The 21,950-nt window shown below is 36.6% G+C and carries 17 protein-coding genes, 1 pseudogene and 1 other annotated feature; of the genes and pseudogenes, 13 read left to right on the forward strand and 5 right to left on the reverse strand.

The genetic code is table 11. From position 1 onward, the window contains the following. Positions 1-89: 89 nt before the first annotated feature. The 4 genes from AC1DCY_RS23910 to AC1DCY_RS23925 all read left to right on the forward strand — a co-directional run bounded on the left by AC1DCY_RS23910 (position 90) and on the right by AC1DCY_RS23925 (position 6,044). The gene (locus tag AC1DCY_RS23910; protein ID WP_477354208.1) at positions 90-512 is read left to right on the forward strand and encodes an ester cyclase; all 423 of its coding nucleotides are present in this window, start codon (positions 90-92) and stop codon (positions 510-512) included. Between the two features lie 274 nt (positions 513-786). Continuing rightward, positions 787-1,257 carry a GNAT family N-acetyltransferase gene (locus AC1DCY_RS23915; RefSeq protein WP_477354210.1) on the forward strand — a complete coding sequence of 157 codons (471 nt, stop codon included), beginning with the start codon at positions 787-789 and terminating at the stop codon, positions 1,255-1,257. 588 nt (positions 1,258-1,845) lie between these two features. After that, a complete protein-coding gene (gene acnA / locus AC1DCY_RS23920) occupies positions 1,846-4,551 on the forward strand; it encodes an aconitate hydratase AcnA (protein WP_477354213.1) in 2,706 nt (901 codons plus the stop codon). 80 nt (positions 4,552-4,631) lie between these two features. Next, positions 4,632-6,044, forward strand: coding sequence for a YcdB/YcdC domain-containing protein (locus AC1DCY_RS23925; protein ID WP_477354216.1), 1,413 nt, complete (start codon positions 4,632-4,634; stop codon positions 6,042-6,044). Positions 6,045-6,332: 288 nt separating this feature from the next. On the opposite strand, the gene AC1DCY_RS23930 is transcribed toward AC1DCY_RS23925, so the two are convergent. From AC1DCY_RS23930 to AC1DCY_RS23940, 3 genes are all read right to left on the reverse strand, one after another. Further along, positions 6,333-6,731 carry a hypothetical protein gene (locus AC1DCY_RS23930; protein ID WP_477354219.1) on the reverse strand — a complete coding sequence of 133 codons (399 nt, stop codon included), beginning with the start codon at positions 6,729-6,731 and terminating at the stop codon, positions 6,333-6,335. A gap of 102 nt (positions 6,732-6,833) precedes the next feature. Then, positions 6,834-7,637: a hypothetical protein gene (locus AC1DCY_RS23935; protein ID WP_477354222.1), complete on the reverse strand. Its 804-nt coding sequence runs from the start codon at positions 7,635-7,637 to the stop codon at positions 6,834-6,836. 253 nt (positions 7,638-7,890) lie between these two features. Next, the gene (locus AC1DCY_RS23940; RefSeq protein ID WP_477354225.1) at positions 7,891-9,033 is read right to left on the reverse strand and encodes an MFS transporter; all 1,143 of its coding nucleotides are present in this window, start codon (positions 9,031-9,033) and stop codon (positions 7,891-7,893) included. A 167-nt stretch (positions 9,034-9,200) separates the two neighbouring features. Here AC1DCY_RS23940 and AC1DCY_RS23945 point away from each other — a divergent pair, with 167 nt between their 5' ends. Beyond that, positions 9,201-10,052, forward strand: a complete 852-nt coding sequence (locus tag AC1DCY_RS23945; protein WP_477354228.1) for a LysR family transcriptional regulator — start codon at positions 9,201-9,203, stop codon at positions 10,050-10,052. A 47-nt stretch (positions 10,053-10,099) separates the two neighbouring features. Here AC1DCY_RS23945 and AC1DCY_RS23950 read toward each other — a convergent pair whose 3' ends face one another. After that, positions 10,100-10,684 (reverse strand): DJ-1/PfpI family protein, encoded by a 585-nt coding sequence (locus AC1DCY_RS23950; protein WP_477354231.1) that lies wholly within the window; start codon positions 10,682-10,684, stop codon positions 10,100-10,102. A 141-nt stretch (positions 10,685-10,825) separates the two neighbouring features. Between AC1DCY_RS23950 and AC1DCY_RS23955 the strand changes: the two genes are divergently transcribed. From AC1DCY_RS23955 to rsiV, 8 genes are all read left to right on the forward strand, one after another. Continuing rightward, positions 10,826-11,263, forward strand: a complete 438-nt coding sequence (locus AC1DCY_RS23955) for an Lrp/AsnC family transcriptional regulator (protein ID WP_477354234.1) — start codon at positions 10,826-10,828, stop codon at positions 11,261-11,263. A gap of 171 nt (positions 11,264-11,434) precedes the next feature. Further along, a complete protein-coding gene (locus AC1DCY_RS23960) occupies positions 11,435-12,280 on the forward strand; it encodes a DUF2785 domain-containing protein (protein WP_477354250.1) in 846 nt (281 codons plus the stop codon). Positions 12,281-12,360: 80 nt separating this feature from the next. Continuing rightward, positions 12,361-12,600: a binding site (T-box leader), on the forward strand. 55 nt (positions 12,601-12,655) lie between these two features. Further along, positions 12,656-15,745 (forward strand): isoleucine--tRNA ligase, encoded by a 3,090-nt coding sequence (gene ileS, locus AC1DCY_RS23965; protein ID WP_477354236.1) that lies wholly within the window; start codon positions 12,656-12,658, stop codon positions 15,743-15,745. 327 nt (positions 15,746-16,072) lie between these two features. Beyond that, on the forward strand, positions 16,073-16,336 hold the full coding sequence (locus AC1DCY_RS23970) for a hypothetical protein (protein ID WP_477354239.1): 264 nt from the start codon (positions 16,073-16,075) through the stop codon (positions 16,334-16,336). A gap of 517 nt (positions 16,337-16,853) precedes the next feature. Next, a complete protein-coding gene (locus AC1DCY_RS23975; protein ID WP_477354253.1) occupies positions 16,854-17,345 on the forward strand; it encodes an RNA polymerase sigma factor in 492 nt (163 codons plus the stop codon). After that, on the forward strand, positions 17,345-19,123 hold the full coding sequence (locus AC1DCY_RS23980; RefSeq protein ID WP_477354241.1) for a hypothetical protein: 1,779 nt from the start codon (positions 17,345-17,347) through the stop codon (positions 19,121-19,123). The genes AC1DCY_RS23975 and AC1DCY_RS23980 overlap by 1 nt, the downstream gene beginning before the upstream one ends. Before the next feature lie 1,030 nt (positions 19,124-20,153). After that, a complete protein-coding gene (locus AC1DCY_RS23985) occupies positions 20,154-20,651 on the forward strand; it encodes a sigma-70 family RNA polymerase sigma factor (RefSeq protein WP_477354244.1) in 498 nt (165 codons plus the stop codon). Further along, positions 20,651-21,550 (forward strand): anti-sigma-V factor RsiV, encoded by a 900-nt coding sequence (gene rsiV, locus AC1DCY_RS23990; RefSeq protein ID WP_477354247.1) that lies wholly within the window; start codon positions 20,651-20,653, stop codon positions 21,548-21,550. Before AC1DCY_RS23985 ends, rsiV begins: the two co-directional genes overlap by 1 nt. Before the next feature lie 219 nt (positions 21,551-21,769). Here rsiV and AC1DCY_RS23995 read toward each other — a convergent pair. Continuing rightward, a pseudogene (locus AC1DCY_RS23995) lies at positions 21,770-21,937 on the reverse strand (tyrosine-type recombinase/integrase); the annotation flags it as partial. Between the last annotated feature and the right edge of the window lie 13 nt (positions 21,938-21,950).

The following is a 21,950-nucleotide window of genomic DNA, read 5'->3' on the forward strand; positions in this document are numbered from 1 at the left end:
AAATTGTTCCTATTTGTTTCCTATAGGACTATTATTAAGTGAAGGAGATATAGTTTTCCTTGCCAAAATGTATATAGCGGAGGGTTCAAATGAAACCAGAGCAAATTGTTAAAAAATTTTTTGAAGAAGTACGTTCAGGGAATAATCCAGATTACGCTACTGAACTAATGGCAGACCGAGTACTGGCACACCAAGTTATTTCTGAAGAGGAATCAACGGTTTTAAGAACTCCCACAGATTATGCAGACCATGTAAAAGAAATGGTAGAAGCATATGGTGATTTTTCATTAGAAATCCAGGAGTTCATGGYACAAGGAAATAAGGTATATGTACGCTGGAAGCAAGTTGGTACGCATCTTGGAGAAGTCGATGGATATCAGCCAACAAGTCTTCCAGTTATTGAAATAGCAAGCGCCGTATATAGAATTGAAGATGAAAAAATAGCAGAATATTGGATTCAAATTGATCGTGCGGGTATTGAAAAACAACTCAACCGCAATAAGAGTAATTAACATCTTTCGGGCACCACTTCTCTTAAGATAGAGATGGAGGTGATTACATGTCTATACTAAGTTGCTAAAAAAGGCCTGTACCTTTTAGTACAGACCTAAAGATATTAATCCTCTATTTCGAATTCACCCTCTTCCGGTTCTTCTGACGTAGAGAATTGGCTAGAATGTTAAATGGAAATAGTTATCCAAATGAAAGTGGTATGAAGTATTATTAAATAAACAGCGAAGTTAGTTGAGCAGATTTAGTTATACTAATAGGATAGGAGAGAAAAAAATGTTTACCTTGATTAAAAACGATATAAAATTTATGGACATAGAAAAGGAAATTATGAATTCGAATGTCGAATATAATTTAATCGCATATGATAAACAGGTTTTTGGGAATGAGGATATTCTAGAGATATTTAAGGAAGCTGATGAATTACAGATTGAGAGATACTTAGTAAAAATAGATGAAGATTATATAGCAATTTTGGATTACGGAATGTCAAGTCCTCGTTATCAAAAACCTTGGTTAAGTTTACTTGCCATACACAAAAAATATCAAGGTTTAGGATATGCTAAAAAAATATATATGACTTATGAAGAATTAATGAAAGACCAACAAGCAAACTGTATTCAAATAGCTGTTCATTCCGAAAATGAGAAGGCCTTAAACTTTTGGACTTCACTTGGTTTTATTAAATTTAGTGAGAGAACTTACGAAGGTAAAGTAATCTTTAGTTTTGAGAAGAAATTAAGTTAGTAATTCAACCAGCACAATTTGTTAAATTAACACGGCGCTTTTAATAATAATAAAAAACCACTCCGCGATGGGTAGTCTTATTGTTAAAAAAGTGACCGACTTTAACGACTAAAAACTAACCGAAGAAAAAATCACTCATTTTAATTTTTCAAAACGAGTGACTTTTATATAAAATAAAGTTGAATTCCGTATCCTGGTGTGAAACTGTTATCCCTTATTTGATTTCTACTAAATAACGTACCTGTCCAAACATTGTTTAAAGTATACGAATTTATAAGGTGGGGCACCATTTATAAAAAAACTACGTGCGCCCCAGATAGTGCCCCAAAAAGTGCCCCAGTTAAATACATTTAAATACACTTATATATATAGGTATAAAAATCACCGATTTGTAAAACCTTGATGTTATGCACATCAAAAAATTAAATACATTAGGTTACAATCCAGGGTCATAAGGATTACTTATCGAAAAAGATAATATTAATGTAATTTACTTATGAATATAAATGAGCTATCATGGGTATTGGAGAAAAGATGCTTTAAAAATTTATATAGCCTTTTCAAAAAGATATTTAGGGGGATCCGCAAATGGCACAAGGTAATTTACACAACAGCCGCGCATCATTCGAAGTTAATGGTAAAACTTATAATTACTATGACTTAGCTGCGATTGAAAAAGCTGGCGTTGCAAAAGTTTCAAACCTTCCTTACTCAATCAAAGTATTATTAGAATCAGTTTTACGTCAATATGATGCATATGTTATCAAAGAAGAGCACGTAAACGAATTAGCAAAATGGGGTAACGGTGCAGATCCAGAAGCAGAAGTACCATTCAAACCTTCTCGCGTTGTATTACAAGACTTCACTGGTGTACCAGTAGTAGTTGACCTTGCTTCTCTACGTTCTGCTATGAAAGAAATGGGCGGCGACCCAAGCAAAATCAACCCTGCTATTCCAGTTGACCTTGTAATTGACCACTCAGTACAAGTTGACAAATACGGTAATGCATCTGCATTAGCAGCAAACATGGACCTTGAATTCGAACGTAACGCTGAGCGTTATAACTTCTTAAAATGGGCTCAAACTGCTTACAATAACTTCCGTGCTGTACCACCAGCAACTGGTATCGTTCACCAAGTAAACTTAGAGTATTTAGCTCCAGTTGTACACGTAAACGAAAATGCTGACGGTACATTCGAAACTTTCCCAGATTCAGTAGTAGGTACTGACTCACATACAACAATGATCAACGGTATCGGCGTTCTTGGATGGGGCGTTGGTGGTATCGAAGCTGAAGCAGGTATGCTTGGTCAACCTTCATACTTCCCAATCCCAGAAGTTATCGGTGTTAAATTAGTTGGCGATCTTCCAAACGGAACTACTGCTACTGACTTAGCATTAAAAGTAACTCAAGTATTACGTCAACGTGGCGTAGTTGGTAAATTCGTTGAGTTCTTCGGACCTGGCGTAACAAAATTACCACTAGCTGACCGTGCGACAATCTCTAACATGGCTCCTGAATATGGTGCTACATGTGGTTTCTTCGCAATTGACGAAGAATCATTAAACTACATGCGTTTAACTGGTCGTGACGAAGAGCACATCGCGGTTGTAGAATCTTACTTAAAGTCTAACCACATGTTCTTCGATCCATCTTTAGAGCCAGTTTACACTGACGTATTAGAAGTAAACTTAGCTGAAATCGAACCAAACCTTTCTGGTCCAAAACGTCCACAAGACTTAATTCCACTATCTCAAATGCGTACTCGTTACAAAGAAGCAGTAGTGGCACCACAAGGTACACAAGGTTTCGGTTTAACTGAAGATGAATTTGCAAAAACTTCTGTAGCTAAATTCGCTGAAGGTGATGTAGAAATCCCAACAGGTGCTGTAGCAATCGCTGCAATCACTTCTTGTACAAATACATCTAACCCATACGTATTAATCGCTGCGGGCTTAGTTGCGAAAAAAGCTGTAGAAAAAGGTTTAACTGTGCCTAAATGGGTAAAAACTTCTTTAGCACCAGGTTCTAAAGTAGTAACTGGTTACCTTGAAGATTCAGGTTTACAAACTTACCTTGACCAAATCGGTTTCAACACTGTAGGTTACGGTTGTACAACATGTATCGGTAACTCAGGTCCATTACTTCCTGAAATCGAAGACGCTATCAAAGAGAACGACTTATTCGTAACTTCAGTTCTTTCTGGTAACCGTAACTTCGAAGGTCGTGTACACCCACTTGTAAAAGCTAACTACTTAGCTTCACCACCACTTGTTGTTGCTTATGCACTTGCTGGTACTGTGGATGTTGACCTACAAAAAGATTCATTCGGTAAAGACAAAGATGGCAACGAAGTATTCTTCGCTGATATCTGGCCTACAACTGAAGAAGTAAACGCAGTATTAGGTACTGTAGTTAACCGTGAATTATTCCAAAAAGAATACGAAACTGTATTCACAGCAAACGAAAAATGGAATGCAATTGAAACATCAACTGAGTCTCTATACACATTTGATGACAAATCAACTTACATCCAAAACCCACCATTCTTCCAAGGTCTTGCGAAAGAGCCAGAAGCTATCAAAGGCTTAGAAGGCTTACGCATTATGGCGAAGTTCGGTGACTCAATTACAACTGACCATATTTCTCCAGCTGGTGCAATCGGTAAAGAAACACCTGCAGGTAAATATTTAATCGAAAACGGTGTTGCAATCCGTGACTTCAACTCATACGGTTCTCGTCGTGGTAACCACGAAGTTATGATGCGTGGTACATTTGCAAACATCCGTATCCGTAACCAAGTTGCTCCTGGTACAGAAGGTGGTTTCACTACTTACTGGCCAACAGGTGAAGTAGAGTATATCTATGACGCATGTATGAAATACCAAGAGCAAGGTACTGGCTTAGTAGTACTTGCTGGTAACGACTACGGTATGGGTTCTTCTCGTGACTGGGCTGCTAAAGGTACTAACTTACTTGGTATCAAAACAGTTATCGCACAATCTTACGAGCGTATCCACCGTTCTAACCTAGTAATGATGGGTGTTCTTCCACTTCAATTCATGCCAGGTGAATCAGCTGATACTTTAGGCTTAACTGGTAAAGAAGAAATCTCTGTTAACATTACTGACAACGTGAAACCACGTGAAATCTTAACAGTAACTGCTAAATCTGAAGACGGTTCAGTTAAAACTTTCCAAGCTTTAGCTCGTTTCGACTCAGAAGTAGAAGTAGACTACTACCGTCACGGTGGTATCCTACAAATGGTTCTTCGCGCGAAAGCTGCTCAATAATCATTTAAATAAAAAACCGATCTCTTAGGAGATCGGTTTTTGTCTATACATAGAAAATAATTGTAATGGGGGGCTTTGATTTGCAAAAAGAAAAACTAAAAGAACGGGCTTTATCAATTGTTCCATTACCAAGTCATTATAAATTAATCATCGAAGATTATTCTGAAGACGAAAAAGGGATGTTCTCATGGGTAAATGAACAACAAGATGAAAGTATGACTGTTGAGTTAGACTGCATTGGAAACCTCATATACTTATCAATTGAAAAAAATGATGCTGTTTCTGAGGCAGATTCTTTAACTATTGATGAAAAAAGAAGATGTGCCGAACAATTTTTACTTAGTCATTATCCATCTGCTCTGGAAAAGTTAACGTTTTCAAAAGCTAAAGAACTATCTAGAGTGTATCGTTTTTATTTTGAACAAATTGTCATGGATTTACCGTTAGAACATGCTGGTTGTTATATAGATGTGGATGCATTAGGAAATATTGTTGGATTTAGATACAACGGAGTGAAAATAAGCCCTAAAATCCCTTCAAAGCTAGTTTCAAAGGAAGATTTGATGGAATATGTGCGGAATGCATTGGCGTTACAACTAGTAATAACAAAAATATCTCGTGATGTTTACAATGTGAAGAAAGATGGACTCCATCTCGTGTATCAAGTAAGTTCATTTTTACACTTTAAAGCAGATGCTTTAGAACCAACATTAACGATAATTCATGATGAAAATGAGCCTGAAAGTTATGCTACTCTTCCTCCTTTTCCAGCTAACTTATTTGCAAATGAATTTACGAAAGAAGAAATCATTGGTATAACAGATGAACTGGAGCTTATTCGAGAAGTTGACAGGGGACCAGAGATAGGGCTTGTATGGCGTAAGCGGAATTGGGAGATGAGAGAGAAAGATTTATCGATAAACAGCTTTTTTAAAATGCGTTCAGAAGATACAGTAAAAGCTTTTATCTCAAAGAAAACTGGTAAAATACGAAGCTTTGTATGGATGTATGAACGCTCAGGAAATCTACAGCTTAGTCAGGAAGAATGTTATACAAAAGCAATAGAATTTTTACTGAAAATAATTCCTGATTACTATCCTTATCTTCAGCGATTAATTCGAGGAGATGAGGAAGAGAATGATACGTCACTAAGAGAATCATTTATATTCCATGCCTATAATAGCCAAGGTATACTTATTGATGATATGTTTGTCGTTGTTGTTAATCGTATGACTGGTCAGATTGATAATTATGCTGGACCAAACTTTGAAGTGACTGAGCTTAGCCAAGTTCCAACAGAACCAGCTATTTTTATGGAAGAAGCGTATCGTCGATTTGTAGAAAATGTTGATTTTCAATTGGTTTGGGACAAAAATTATGATAACGAAATAGAGTCCTATCACCTTGTCTATCAAGCTTGTGATCGACATACTAGATCAGCTATCCGGTATATTGACGCAACAACTGGAGAAATTATTGTCAGTAATATTTAACTTTTTTCAGTGAATTGTTAATTGTAGCGTATTTGAAGCGACAGTTATAGAGGTCTCCAACCTCTATAGGTGGTGAGATTAATGAGGATTAAAGTTATTTTTCATAGGGTGTGAAAACATCAGTATCCAGTTCCTCTTGGTACAGAAACCGATTTCCTGGGAAGTCGGTTTTTTTATCCGCTTTTGTCAAAATGAAATGGTCAGAATAGAAATTGATCGAAGTGACGGATAGAACTTCTGTAATGCATGAAAACGACCTCAATAAAGAGGTTATTAGTTTTAAAAGCTTTACTCTTCTACAATTTCCAACTGTTTGTAATAGTTCTCTATAATAGGATAAATATCTGGGTTTGAATCATAGTAGATGTTATCAATTTCACTTAGTGTGAATTTAAATACTTTTTTACTATCAAAAAGAGTAATACCATATCTCCATCCAACACGTTTTTCTTGATTGTCTTGCGGAGTAAACTGTATATCTTTAATCAGAGAAACGAATTCATTGATTTGTTCTTGCTTAGTTATCGTTTTCGAAGCACCAGTTGAACCATCTTGGATAATCACTTTATCGATACTTTCAATTTTTTCATCCTTATAAAAGGCTTCTAATGATTGTGTTTTTCCATTTGTACATGCAGAAACCAAAAACAGACTTACTAATAAAATTAGAAACAAAATTTTTTTCATTAGACTACCTCCAATAAGTTTGTTTTATTGCCAATTAGACGAAATAAATTACAAATAGTTACAGATATGGTAGTTTGCGTTTGGTGTTTGCCGTAGCATTTATCAAATGCCATTGCCTCGATAATGGTTGTAATACATCATATAACTCTTAGTGGTGGATAGAACCTCCGAAATCGTGGATAGAAACGTCAAAGTCGTGGATAGAACCTCCGAAATCGTGGATAGAACCTCCGAAATCGTGGATAGAACCTCCGAAATGATGGATAGTATCGACAAAGTGATGGATAGAACCAAACAATGGATAGAAATGTCAAAGTAATGGATAGAACCTCCGAAATCGTGGATAGAACCTCCGGAATCGTGGATAGGATTGTCAAAATTGCGGATAGAACCTTCGGAATCGTGGATAGGACTGTCAAAGTTGCGGATAGAACCTCCGGAATCGTGGATAGAAACGTCAAAATTGCGGATAGAACCTCCGAAATCGTGGATAGAATAGTCAAAGTTGCGGATAGAACCGTCAAAGTGCTGGTCAAAGTGATGGAAAGAATCCCCAACGACGGAAGGTTCCGCCGGAGTGACGGAAAGAATCGCCAGAGCGACGGAAGGAACCATCGAAGCGTCGGAAAGAATCTCCAACGACGGAAGGTCCCGCCGAAGTGACGGAAAGAATCGCCAGAGCGACGGAAGGAACCATCGAAACGACGGAAAGAATCTCCAACGACGGAAGGTCCAGCCGAAGTGACGGAAAGAATCGTCGGAGCGACGGAAGGAACTATCGAAACGACGGAAAGAACGGCCAAAGCGACGGAAAGAATCTCCAACGACGGAAGGTTCCGCCGGAGTGACGGAAAGAATCGCCAGAGCGACGGAAGGAACCATCGAAACGACGGAAAGAACGGCCAAAGCGACGGAAAGAACCTCCAACGACGGAAGGTTCCGCCGAAGTGATGGAAAGAATCGTCAGAGCGACGGAAGGAACCATCGAAACGACGGAAAGAACGGCCAGAGCGACGGAAAGAACCTCCAACGACGTAAAGAAACGCCGAAACGACGGAAAGCCCCACCCTAAAAGCCCCGCCAAAGTTGCCGTTCTAACCTTCAAAACAACGAATAGCATCATCAAATCAACAGTTAGAACCGTAATTATTAAATAAGTTTATACGCTAAATTTGTTCTTCAAACTATAGAACTGTAAACAAATAGCGAATGACATTGAGAGAACTGCGAAATAAATCAATGTTATGGTTCCAATCTGTAAGGACAGTCCAATTCCACCTAAGCTTGCACCGATTGCACTGCCTAAATAATTTATAGAACTGTTTAATGCCACTGCAGAACTCCCGTTATTCGGCTGATAGGAGAGTAAAATATGTTGTTGAGGTGCTTGGCATGCCCAACCCATTGCTCCCCAGACAAAGAAAGGTAAGTACTTTACTATAGGTAAGCTAAGTAGCAATGGTATACAAGTAATGGATAAAGTTAAAGTGAATAAAATGATTGTAACTAAAATTTTTGGTTTCCCGAAATAGTCGATTAAGAAACCGATCATGATACTGCCAAATAAGCCTCCGAATCCCCATGCCCAAAGATATATTGTTATGTTATCAGAGCCTGCCATGTCTTCTAATAGGGGAGAAAGAAATGTGTACAATCCAAGGCTAGCAACACTGGCGAAAAATGTTATGCATACAGTTATAGTTACTCTTTTATCTAGGAATAACTTTAATCGTTCGTTTAGTGTAGGGGGAGGTGTTGCTGGGAAATTGGGAAGAAAAATATACATACATAAAACAGAAATTACACCGATCATAACTATTAACCAAAGTGTTAATTTCCAATCAAATAAGTTTGATATATATATGCCTAAAGGAACGCCAAGCACTGTTCCCATACTCATTCCTCCTATAGTCAACCCTAGTGCTCTCCCTCTCTTTTCATTAGAAACGAACTTGGAAGAGGCCGCTACAGCTAAAGGTGAAAATAAACCAGCTCCAATTCCTGCAATTGCTCTCGATAGTAGGAGAATAGAAAAAGTTGGTGCTAAAGCTGTGATGCTATTCGCTAGCGTAAAGATAAGCATTGATCCTATTAAGATTTTTTTTATTGGTTTTCCTGCAAGTAAAGAAGAAAATAACGGCGCTGATATTGCGTAAAATAAAGTAAAAATACTCACAGCCTGGCCGACTTGAGATGTGCTTTTTTGATATGTATCGCTAATTCCTGGGAGAAGCCCTGCGATCACATAGGCATCAAAGCCTAGGGCAAACATACCGAATGATAATAATAAAACATTTTTCATATATTGAACCTCCATAAAATTAAAGATGCTAAGTATTGATGACTTATAACGTTATGTTATAATCGAAGCACCTTTTATATTTAATAGGTTACTAAAAAATCAAGAATATGGAATAATCACTATTTTATAAGGGTATAACAAATCGTTATAGGTTATGGAGGATTACAATGAATGTAGAATGGTTACATAGTTTTATTGCTGCAGCCAATCAGAAAAGTTTTTCGAAAGCTGCTCAAATCACGAATCTGTCCCAACCTGCACTAAGTAAACATATACGGAACTTAGAAAATGATCTTGGCATCGAGCTATTTCATAGGACATCCATTGGTATTGAATTAACAGAAGCTGGCGAACGTTTTTACACTCGCATTACACCAGTTTTGAGTGAATTAACAGCTATTCGAGAAGAATTACAGCAATTTAACCAGAGCAATCCAATTGCCATCGGTGGTCTGCCTAGCTTAGCCACTTACTATTTGCCAGACAAAATGAAAGAGCTTAAGCTACTAGATCGACCTATAACATTAATGATTCAAAATACGTCAAATGAACTGTTACAGTCTTTACAGAAAGGTAGACTTGATGCAGTCTTTGTGGATGCAAAATTTACGGGAGAATCTTTGTGGAGTTGCGAATTGTTTACTGAATCTTACTATGCTGTGTTTCCGTTGAATCATCGTTTTAATTCAAGAACTGCAGTGGAGCTGGAAGAATTATGTGAGGAGCCGCTTATTGTTCATCAAGCTCCTTGTGATTCAAGGAAGGAGATAGTAGAACAAATACAGTCTCTTGGGTACACGCCCAATATCATAACTGAGGTGAACTTTGGGGATTTTATCTTTGGAGCTGTAAGTACTGGAATGGGGATTACGATTGTACCAGAATTAATGGCTAAAAATATCGGTCATCTTCAGCTTTTTGCCTTACCAATTAATAATTTTGGAAGAACAAGAACAATTTCATTGGTTACAAAAAACAAAGAACTTGGATCGAAGTTACATCATTTATTATCAAATTAAATGAATGAAGCTGTCTCAACTTAACGCTATGAGACAGCTTTATTACATTATTTAAACCCCATTAAATCTTTTACTTTATTTGTATTTTCCTCAGATGTCATCATTTCTAGTAAGCTAAAGGCAACGTCGAATGCAGTCCCAGGATTTGAGGAAGTAATAATATGTTCAGTTCGAACAACCCGTTCGTTGACGATGTCTGCACCATAGGATTGTAGCTGTGCTAATCGTTTACTTGTTGGATGATTATAAGTAGTAGCTTTGCGATTATGTAGTACTCCGCTATGACCTAAAATTAGCGAAGCTACACAAACCGTTGCAATTGGTTTTTGGTGTTCATCGAAATGACGAACGACCGCCTTGAATTCTTCGCTAAAGGCATCATCATAAAATCCAGCTTCCTCAAAGCCTCCAGGAATCGCTAGTGCATCAAACTCCTCTAATGAAATTTCATGAAGTAACTTTTCGGGTGTTACGTTAAAATTCCATGTACATTGCAATTGCTGATGTAATCCAACGGTCACGACTTCTGTTGTGCCGTCGCCCTCCCATTTATTCCAGCCCAGTACATCTGTAAAAACACTCGCTTCAACAGCCTCAAAACCATTTGCTAAAAGTAATAATATTTTTTTCATGCTGTTCTTGCCTCCTTTATATGTTTAATTGTAATGAATAAGGCTATTCAATGACAGAATCTGTATAATGTAATTTAGATGATTTACTTTATAATAAAAGGAATTTTATTAAATCTAATTTATAAAAAAAGGTGGATACATATGGATCAAATAGATACAGAAATATTACTGCAATTGCAGCGAAATGCAAAAATATCGATGAAGGAATTAGCGGCGACGGTTCATTTATCATCCCCAGCAGTTATTGAACGTGTTAAAAAATTAGAAGAGCAGGGGATTATTGAAGCTTATAGCGCAAAAGTAAATTTAAAAAAGTTGAATCGTGACATTCAAGCCATTATTTTATTTAAATCAATTGATTGTAGAAGTCTTTCGGATTTTTGTAACGCACATCCCGATGTCCTTGAATGCTATCGTGTAGCTGGTGAAATAAGTTATATTGTAAAAATTGCAACCAATTCAGTGGAAACATTGGAGCAGTTTATTGATGAGGCAATGCCTTACGGAACACCATCAACAAATATTGTGCTTTCTTCAAATGAAAAAACGGTCATTGCGCCTTTTTCTGATGAAAATTAGAATAGGACAATTCGGAGTTGTGTTCGAATAATGAGAAGAATAGGCGTGCTTATTATAAGCTGTTTTTATATTTGGATTAGTGTACAATTATTGTAAGTATTTGTATAGTCATGGGGTGTGGTAAAAGATGATTATGCAAATTCACAAAAGGTAAGGGGAGAAAGATTGGATATGATACTAGATAAGAACCTATTTAAGGAAATTGAATTAAAAGAAATACTAACAAACATAAACAGTGGAAATAAAATATGGCAGCAAGAGGACCAAACTCAACTCATACAATCAATGATGCTACATATCGGCTCATTAGATAGTGAACTACGAGATAACTTAATTTATGGATCGTTTTATGAATTGATCCATGAAAAAAACTTACTAGAGCATTCACTTTTAACGGAGCTTTTAGAGGAATGTTTGAATAATTTATTATGCAAGGGTATTGAAGAAAGTGAATCAGATTTAGTTTTTACCCGTACATTTACGTCGCTATTGATTGCCCTAATATTATTTAGAGATAACGCGGACGATTTTTTATCCCAACAGATAATCGCTGATTGTAAAGATAAAGTACTAGCTTATTTAGCTGCAGAAAAGGATGTAAGAGGCTACGTGCCGGTGAAAGGGTGGGCTCATAGTGTTGCCCATATGGCTGATGCGATCGATGAATTGGTGAAAAATCCAAAATTAGATAATACCTCTTATAGTGAAATTGTAAGCGCATTATGGAACGTTATTTTGCAAGAAAATTATGCTTTCATACATAATGAAGATGAACGGATTTTAGTACCTATTTTCACAATGTTTGAGCATGGTTTAGAGGAGCAAGAGATCATTAGATTACTGCAAGAATTACCTACAACTTTAAAAGTAAAAAAAGAACAGCTCGATGTACAGCATCACAGAATTTTAGTTTTTAACTGTAAATCCTTTGTGAAAAGCTTTTATATTAAAACAAATGGGAAGCCTAAGTTCGCAATTCTTCATAAAAGCATCGAGGCATGTCTCGATGAATTATAGGAAATCACTACCAATATTAGTACTTTGAAATTATTGACAGACAAAAATTAGTTTGTTAAGATGAGTGACAATAAAAGCATACAAATTCGTTGATGAGAAAAAGTAGTGTTTCATTTTGTTCTACAGAGAGCCGACATTTTGGTGGAAGTCGGTGTGCAGATGTTACATGAAGATCCTCTCTGAGAAGATTGGCTGAACATAGTAAGCTAATCCGGGTGTCTACCGTTAAAAAGAACACGTATGATTGTACGTTGCTAAGTGCTATTGAACGTTGATTCAATAGAATTAGGGTGGTATTCGCGGTTAACCCCGTCCCTTGCTTGGGACGGGGTTTTTTTGTATGCCTTTTATACAATTAGTATAGGAGGAATTTACATGCAAGCTGAAGAGAAAAAAGAAACGACTGTAGAAAGAGAAACAAGGATTCGTCGATTGTGGGAACAAGAAGGAACGTTCCAAGCGTCTGTTGCGAATCGTTCTAACAATAAGCCTTTTGTATTTTATGAAGGTCCGCCAACAGCAAATGGTTTATCACACGTAGGTCACGCATTTGGCAGAACAATTAAAGATGTCGTGGCTCGTTATAAAACGATGCAAGGTTATTTAGTTGAACGTAAAGCTGGTTGGGATACACATGGTTTGCCTGTAGAGTTAGGCGTGGAAAAAAAGCTAGGTATCTCTGGCAAGCAAGAAATAGAAAAATATGGTGTTGAACAATTTATTCAAGAGTGTAAGGGAAGTGTCTTTACTTATGAGAAGAAATGGCGCTCCTTTACAGAACAGCTAGGCTATTGGATTGATATGGATGACCCGTATTTAACGCTAAGTAACGATTATATTGAGTCCGTTTGGAATATTTTAAGTCATGTTCACAAGGAAAAGCTTTTATATAAGGGGCACCGCGTTTCACCATATTGCCCTAGCTGTCAAACATCATTAAGCTCTCATGAAGTTGCACAGGGCTATAAGGATGTAAAGGATTTATCTGTCACGGCAATGTTTAAGTTAAAGGATAAAGATGAATATTTTCTTGGTTGGACAACGACTCCATGGACATTACCTGCCAATGTTGCATTAGCCATGAATCCTAAGCTCATGTATGTTCGAGTGAAGCAGCACAATAAAGTCTATATCTTAGCAAAATCACTAGTGAATAAAGTTTTTGCTGATTCTGTTGAAGTGTTAAGTGAACATGAGGGGCATGAATTTGAAGGTGTGTCGTACACCCCACCATTTTCTTATGTCACAGTTGATAAGGGGCATGTCGTTGTACTAGCGGATTATGTTACAGAGCATAGTGGAACTGGTATCGTCCATATCGCGCCTGCATATGGGGAGGACGATTATAAAACGGTTCAGCAAAATGGGCTATCGTTTGTCAATGTTGTCGATTTAAAGGGTTGCTATACAGAAGAGGTTCCAGAGCTTACCGGTAAATTTGTGAAGGATTGCGATGTCGAAATCATTAAAATGCTCGCTAAAAAAGAGCTCTTGTTTGATAAGGAAAAATATGAGCATAGCTATCCTCATTGCTGGCGCTGTGATTCACCATTGCTTTATTACGCGACTGACAGTTGGTTTATCAATATGTCTACAATGAAAGATAAACTTTTACAAAATAATGAACAAGTTACATGGTATCCTGATCATATTAAACACGGTAGATTTGGCAATTTCTTAGAAAACCTAGTGGACTGGAATATTAGCCGTAATCGCTATTGGGGTACACCGCTAAATGTGTGGGTTTGTCAGGATTGTGGTCATGAAGAGGCACCAAATAGTATTGCATCTTTAAAAGAATTAGCGAAGGGCACTCTACATGACATCGATCTTCACAAGCCGTATATAGATGAGGTTGTGTGTACTTGTCCAAAGTGTAGTGGTGACATGGAACGTACACCTGAAGTGATTGATGTATGGTTTGATAGTGGTTCAATGCCGTTTGCTCAGCATCATTATCCTTTTGGAAATCTTAATACATTTAACAATCAATTCCCTGCTGATGTTGTCATAGAAGGTATCGATCAGACACGAGGATTTTTCTATAGTCTTTTAGCGGTTTCGACTTTATTTACAGGCAAGGCACCTTATAAAAATGTACTTTCTTTAGGGCATGTTTTAGATGAGCATGGGCAGAAAATGTCGAAAAGTAAAGGAAATGCATTAGAGCCAGTAGAACTGATAGAGCAATACGGAGCGGATGCTTTACGATGGGCGTTCTTAGTGGACAGTTCTCCTTGGAATCCTAAACGCTTTTCTAAGAAGATTGTGATGGATGCGAAATCAAAACTTGTCGATACACTTGATAATACATTTAAGTTTTATCAGCTATATGCAGAAATAGATGGCTTCCAGTACGATGCTAACAAGACTGGTACACGTACAAAGCTAGATCATTGGATACTTTCTCGATTACATCACACAATTCAGCTTGTGACAAAATCTATGGATGATTATCAATTTACACAGGCAACACGCGAAATCGGCAAGCTTGTGGAAGAGCTAAGCAATTGGTATATCCGTCGCTCACGAGCAAGATTTTGGGCAAACGGATTGTCAGAAGATAAACGAGGTGCCTATAGTACGCTGTATGAGCTATTAACGACAATTTGCCAATTACTAGCACCTTTCACTCCATTTATCGCAGAGGATTTATATCGACAATTATCAGGAAAAAGTGTTCATTTACAAAACTACCCAACATACAATGAGCAACTATTGAATCCAAAGCTTGAAAAAGAGATGTCGAATATTTTAACAGTAGTAGAGCTTGGCCGCAGTATCCGTAATAGTCAAGGGATCAAGGTAAAGCAGCCGCTAAGTGAAATCATTGTCACTGTTGACGGGGAGTTAACAGATTATCAACCATATAGCGAGCTCGTGAAAGATGAATTAAATATTAAAGAATGCGTTTGGACAAATAATTTTTCAGCATATGAAACTGTTCATTATAAGCTTAATTTTAAAACGGCTGGTGTAGCATTTGGAGCAAAAGTGAACAAAGTAAAAGATTACGTAGTGAATTTAAGTGATGAGGAGAAAAATTTATTACAGCAAACAGGCTCAGTTACGTTAACGATCGATGGGGAACAGGTAACATTATTAAAAGCGCATGTGTTAACTGAATCTATTGTGAAGGAACATTACATCTTAGCCGAAGATGCTTCTTGTCGAGTCCTTATGAATGTTCATCTGACAGCTAGCTTACTTGAGGAAGGGCAAATTAGGGAATTAATTCGCACAATTCAAGATACCCGCAAAAAATGGAAACTTCCTGTAGAACAGTATGTATCGATTTCGATTGCTGGAAGTGCTAAAGCAACAACTATCATCCAACAGCATGAAGCGTTACTTAATGCCAATGTGTTGTTAAATGAAATTCAGTATTCGGATGACAATCATGGTGAACGATATATAGAGACAGAAGTGTTTAATGAAAAAGTTACTGTTTATTTTAAGCTGTAAAATCATTTGTGCTCAGATAAGTTTCAATCGTTCTGGTTGGCATAAGCCGGGAACGTCCAGGTAGACAGAAGAAGTGATCAGAGTCGCTAGAAAAAAGCGTAGAACGACGCAAAAAACGCTCAGTATTATATTAATAGTCAAGTGCTAAAGTAATGCACTAAATGGATCAGTATCCTATATACAATGTACAACATTATAATACATTATTTTTAAGCTGAACTAATTTTGAAATTAGTTCAGCTTTTAAGTTTGGTATTTGTTAATTTTTTTATCAAGTGAGGAATGGGTTTTTGTGGTAAAACAATGTTCAATAAGCGAGGTGTTAAAGTGAAACAAGTCTCTTTATACAAAAATATAGGTATCGCATTTGCAGTGATTGTAATTTTTATTACTGTTATATGGTTATTTTCTGAAAAATCTAGTTCCTATTCAGAACCTCAAGAAGCTATATTGGCCGCTGAAAAAGATTTAGTGTTAATTCCAGCCTATAAAATAAACAGTAATGCTCTATTCTTTTTCATAAAAGATAAGAATAATCTAGGAGCTACATATGTAGGAAAAGGACTTTGGGAAGGGCAATTTGCGCAGTAGCACCTAATGATACTCCACGAACAAAGTCTTGATTTTCTAACGCTTTAAAATTTGTATTTGGCCAGTCAGCATCACTCCTGAAACTCCTATTTAACCCCGATTTTATTCTTATTCTTATTCTTATTCATATTCAAAAAATCCTGGATTGTTTCGATATTACCATAAGCATCATATATTTTTAGCGTAGCGATAAAGCTATTGTATGCCTCTTTTGGTGAAGAAGATGGTGCAAATCCATAAACCTGTGTTCCACAGATTTTGCTAAGATAACACAAAGTAGCGAGAAAATAGTGGTGTCGTGTGGCTAATTAGCCCATTATAACCCTTTGGGGCGCCTTACTTCTCCCAGGCTTCCCGTAAACTTCTAGGTTTAAGCAATCTATCACTGGAGGGTGGTTTACCGCCAATGGTACTGGTTAGCCCAACTTGGATATAAAAATTATTAATAGAATGTTACGTTTTAAGAAATGAATCGTTTATTAAACTGGATAGATTAAATGGGGGAAGTGAGTTGGATGTGAAGTTTGTTGACTTGTATGATGCTTATTTTGATGACATTTATAGGTATGTGTATATAAAGACGAGTAATAAATGGGATACGGAAGATTTGGTTAGTGATGTGTTTCGGAAGGCGTTTGAGAAATTTTCTGTGTTGGAAGGGCATCCGAATGATAAGGCTTGGCTGTTTACTATTGCGAGGAATACGGTCATTGATTACTATCGGAAAAACAAGAGTGTGTTAATGGGAGATGAATTCGAACAGTATTTGAGTCCTCTTCAATTTGAAGATCCGTTTGATGGTACACCGGAGAAGGAATGTTTACAGAAAAGTTTAGGGCATTTATCAGACGAAGATTTAGAAATTACGGAGTTACGGTATTTTGCAGATTTGAAATTTAAAGATATGGCGATCATTTTGAATAAAGAGGAAGGTTCTCTTCGTGTAAAGTCAAATCGTATTACGAAAAAGTTAGGTGTTTTGGTGAAGAAGTGTTTGGGGGGATTATGATGGAGAACGAAAAAATAAAGAAGACACTTTACGAGTTAAGAAATGAGATTGAAGTTGACACTGATTTTAAAAAAGAATTGCGTAAAACATTTGTGAAGAAAAGTAGGACGAGGAAATGGAAGAATGCTTGGATTCCTTTACTTGCGGCAGCTATCTTGTTTTTAGCTTTTTTAGTGTCGAATGAACAAATGTCACACGTGAAGGCAAGTTCGTTAAAGATTACGAATGCGATTTCGTTCCTCGATATTGGGAGTGGGGAGATAACCGCCTATACGTATCATGATGGACGCTTGTATCTTTCATTAGAAGGCAGAGGTATTTTTGTTTATGAGAATGGAATGAAACAAGTTTTAAATGATGCTGCGGATAGTTTTAGCCGTTCGTCTAAGGGGGAGAAGCTACTTTTTACGTATAATGGAGATGTGTTTTTGTTTAATGTGAAAACTACGAAGTCGGAAAAAGTGCTAGATGGAACTTTAGATTCTAGTTATATTTATCCAGAATGGAAGGATCAGAACCATATCTATTTAACAAAAGTAACGGATAAGGAAAAACAAATTGTAGAAGTGAATGTGCAAACAAAGGAAGAGAACATCATTGTAAGTGGAGAAATGGCCTCTTTTGTGGAGAAGGAACAAAAACTTGTCTTCGAGCGCCATGGAGAAATTATTATTTACAACTTAAAGAATGGAAAAGAAACCATTGTAGATCGTGGTAAGAACCCATCTGTTACAAACGATGGCAAATACATTTCGTATGTGAAAGAGCGTTCTGGGTTTGAAGATGTATGGATTTCGGATATGGATTTGGAGACAAAAAACCAGGTCACGACAAATCCGCCTCCACGCTATGAGCCTTCGGGTGAAGGGATGTATCGTTATCATTTTCCCATTTGGGGAAATGATGAACGTACATTGTATGTTATGAAAAAGAGAAACGATGGTGAAAACGAACCTGCTATGATTATGAAAATCGAATTGAGTGAACAATCGAGTACGGAGATTGAAACGGTGAAAAGTTATTTACAAGCTTTGATTGTGCGAGATGATGACTTTGCAAAAAGCTTAGTAAAAGACCCTCCGGAATTTTTAACGTATTCGAATCCTAAACAAATTGGTTTTCAAATACTGGAGCCGACAAAAAATGAACAGTCTACTTCAGTAATAGCTGAAGTCTATTGGACAGACATAGCACTTGCTTATTACAAAGTGTCCACGTATGAATTTACCCTTATGAAGGAAAATGGGCGATTTGTGATTGAAACAGTGAAAGAGTTATCTACCACAGAACTTTTGGCAAATAAACAGAACGAAATTGAATTGGTGAAGGATGGCAAGGAGGAGGCACTTTTTTCTTTACAAGATATTCCTCAATCATTTATTCAAACTGAAAATATTCGTTTCAGTTCCTTGCTCCGTACACATGATGAAAAAACCGTTATTTTTAGTTTGCAGGGAATGGATGAAACGAGTGAAGTTACCTTATTTTCTTTCAATCGTGAAACAAAAGCCTTCAACTTGTTAGCTACACTTGAAGGAGGCGTTATGTATAAAGTTGCAGTGGATGCTACTGGACGCTATTTAACCGCAGACTATTCTACAGACGCTTTTGATTCGAAATTGTTAATCTTTGATTTAGAAAAAGGAAACCAAACAGACTTTACCAACGTCCGCTCCAAGTTCTGGAAGGGAGACAAACTCATCCTAGAGGAAGTGGCGGAAACACATTCTATGTACTATCAGTATGATCCACATACGGGAAGTAAAATAAATTACTAATTAACTCAACTTTCGTAGAGTGAAACCGGCAAATAAGCCTTGATATAACTGGGTAGGCCGTTGATTCACTGTTGTAGTTGATTTTCAATAGACTTTCTTATTTTCTGAAACTGTCAAGGGCATATCAAACTATGGATAAAGCAAGGCAGGGTATTTCCCGGTGAGATGAGTGAATCACAGCTAGCGGAAGTTATGTAATATTCGCACGAACGAGGGCGTTTCTACGGGCGCGATTGTTGAATAAACGTCACTTTTCTTCTTCAACTCCCATGAAAGAACTTAATCATCTTTCATTTTCTGTGGTGAAGTACTAATTTTTGCACTTCATGGATGGCTAACGGGTTGCTTTACTTCAAGATGGGATTCCATAGAGATCCCATCTTTTTCTTCTTCAACTCCCATGAAAGAACTTAATCATCTTTCATATTCTGTGATGTAGTACTGGTTTTGCGCTACATGGATGGCTAACGGGTGCTTTTCTTGAAGAACATTGAGTTGCATATGTAGCTCTTTTTTTCTTTTTTTCTTATTGAACGAACGGGCAGAATAGTTGAAGAAGAAGAACGACTTTTTGTGAAGAATGAAAATTTTATAGACATCTAGAAAGTTTACTTGTTTTGTTGTTGATCTTTAATCGAATATAAAGCCGCTGATTTAGAAACAATTTGAGAAGGTGTACTCTAAACTCCAAATTCTTCCTGCCTAGCGTTCCCAATGTGATTTCCTGTCTTTCTTAAAATTATTTCCCTAGCATAGGGGCGATATCTTCTACAATTGAAACTAATTACAATCGAGTTGGTTTTTTTATAGGTTATTAATATATAGTTAAGTATCTAGGTAGCAGCAGCAAATGTTGCTACCTTTTTTATTCTTTGGAGATTCATAATAATATTCCATAACGTAGTAAAAGAAGATTAATTGAATTGTTATATTTATATTTGTGTTTGAAAACTTTTTAAGATAGCTGTACGTCAAAAAATATAGAGTACGCTTATAATGAATTTTTCACCTTAAGGAGAGGTTGTAATAGATGAATAAAACAGATTTAGGAACAAACATCGCAGATTTTGTGATGCAGAATAAAGAGAAGTACTACAGACTGGCCTACCAGTATGTGCAAAATCGGGACGATGCACTTGATGTGGTGCACGATGCCATTAATAAAGCGTTCTCTAATATGAATTCTTTAAAAAATCCTGAGTATATCAGAACATGGTTCTATCGAATTGTCGTGAATACGGCCCTTGACCTGCTTCGGAAACGGAAAAAACTTATTGTTATAGATGACGAGATACTATCTAACTTAGATACGGGAATGGTGGATAAATATGAAAATGTTGATTTAAATACAGCAATCAATGCACTACCCGAGCAGTACCGTAGCGTGCTTATACTTCGATACTTTGAAGACTTAAAACTAGATGATATTGCTGAGATTTTAAACGAAAAAGTCAGTACAGTTAAAACAAGGTTGTACAAAGCGTTACAAATATTGCGCATTGATATGACTGAGGAGGTTTATGAATAATGGATGATAAATTAATGGAAATGAAAAAAGAGTATGACAATATTCCTATTCCAGAAGAATTAGATTTTGTTGTTAGGCAAGCATTAAAACAAGGAAAGAATCAGCAAATGAAGAACAAGAAAAATTATAAAAAATTGCCTAAAAAACTTACTGCAGGAGTAGCGGCAGCAGCACTATTTTTTGTTGTAGGTGTCAATACGAGTGAACCTTTTGCGGCTTCGGTAAAAGACGTACCTGTCATTGGTAGTCTAGCAAAAGTTGTTTCCTTCCACGAATTTAAAGTAGAAGATAAAACATATAAAGCAGATATCAATGTACCAGCTTTACAAGGATTAGAGAACACTAAATTTGAAGCAAACTTGAATAAAAAATATATGGTAGAAGCCCAAGCACAATTTGAAGCCTTCAAGGAAGATATGAAATATGTTGAGAGCGTGGGCGGAGGGCATATTGGAGTCAAAGGAGGTTATGAAGTGAAAACCGACAACGATCAAATCCTTGCTATCGAGCGTTATGAAGTCAGCACATCAAATGGTTATTCCGCAAGACAATTCGATACGATAGATAAAAAGAACGAACTTTTAATTACATTACCAAGTCTTTTCAAAGATGATAATTACATTTATAACATCAGCAACAATATCATTGAGCAAATGATCGCAAATTATAAGAAAGATAGCAGTAATTACTACTGGGTAGCGGGGATTGTTGAAAAGCCTGAAGAGGTATCATTTGTAAAAGTTGATAGAAATCAAAGTTTCTACATCAATAACGAGGGTAAGTTGGTCATTTGCTTTGACAAATACGAAGTAGCACCAGGGGCAATGGGCGCTTTGGAGTTCATAATTCCTACTGAGGTTATTAAAGATGATCTTGAAAGCAATACGTATATAAAATAGTCCAAGAACAGAAAATGTATCAAGAATATTCACGAAGTTATTAAAATTAGTTTTTTGCTGAGGTTATCTTTATAAGAAAAAAAGAAATTACAAAAGAAATAAATCCTAAAATAAAGACTGTTATCCAAAATATTTCTATAATAAAAGCCTTATTCAACTAACGTGGGCATTAATTGAACAGAGAAACATTTATTATGGTGTTTCTCTGTTTTAAATAAACTAAAAGTACTTCTGATAAAATTCCTTTCTAAGCTTTCCACTTAGTTGTGCATAAATCCGAGTAGTTTCACATTTTTCATGCCCCATTAAACTTTGAATTACTTCAATGGGTGCGCCATTGTTTAATAGATGTGTAGCGTAACTATGTCTTAATTGATGGGGATGTATATCTTATTTATTC

This window comes from Lysinibacillus sp. 10T31 (genome assembly GCF_056394365.1).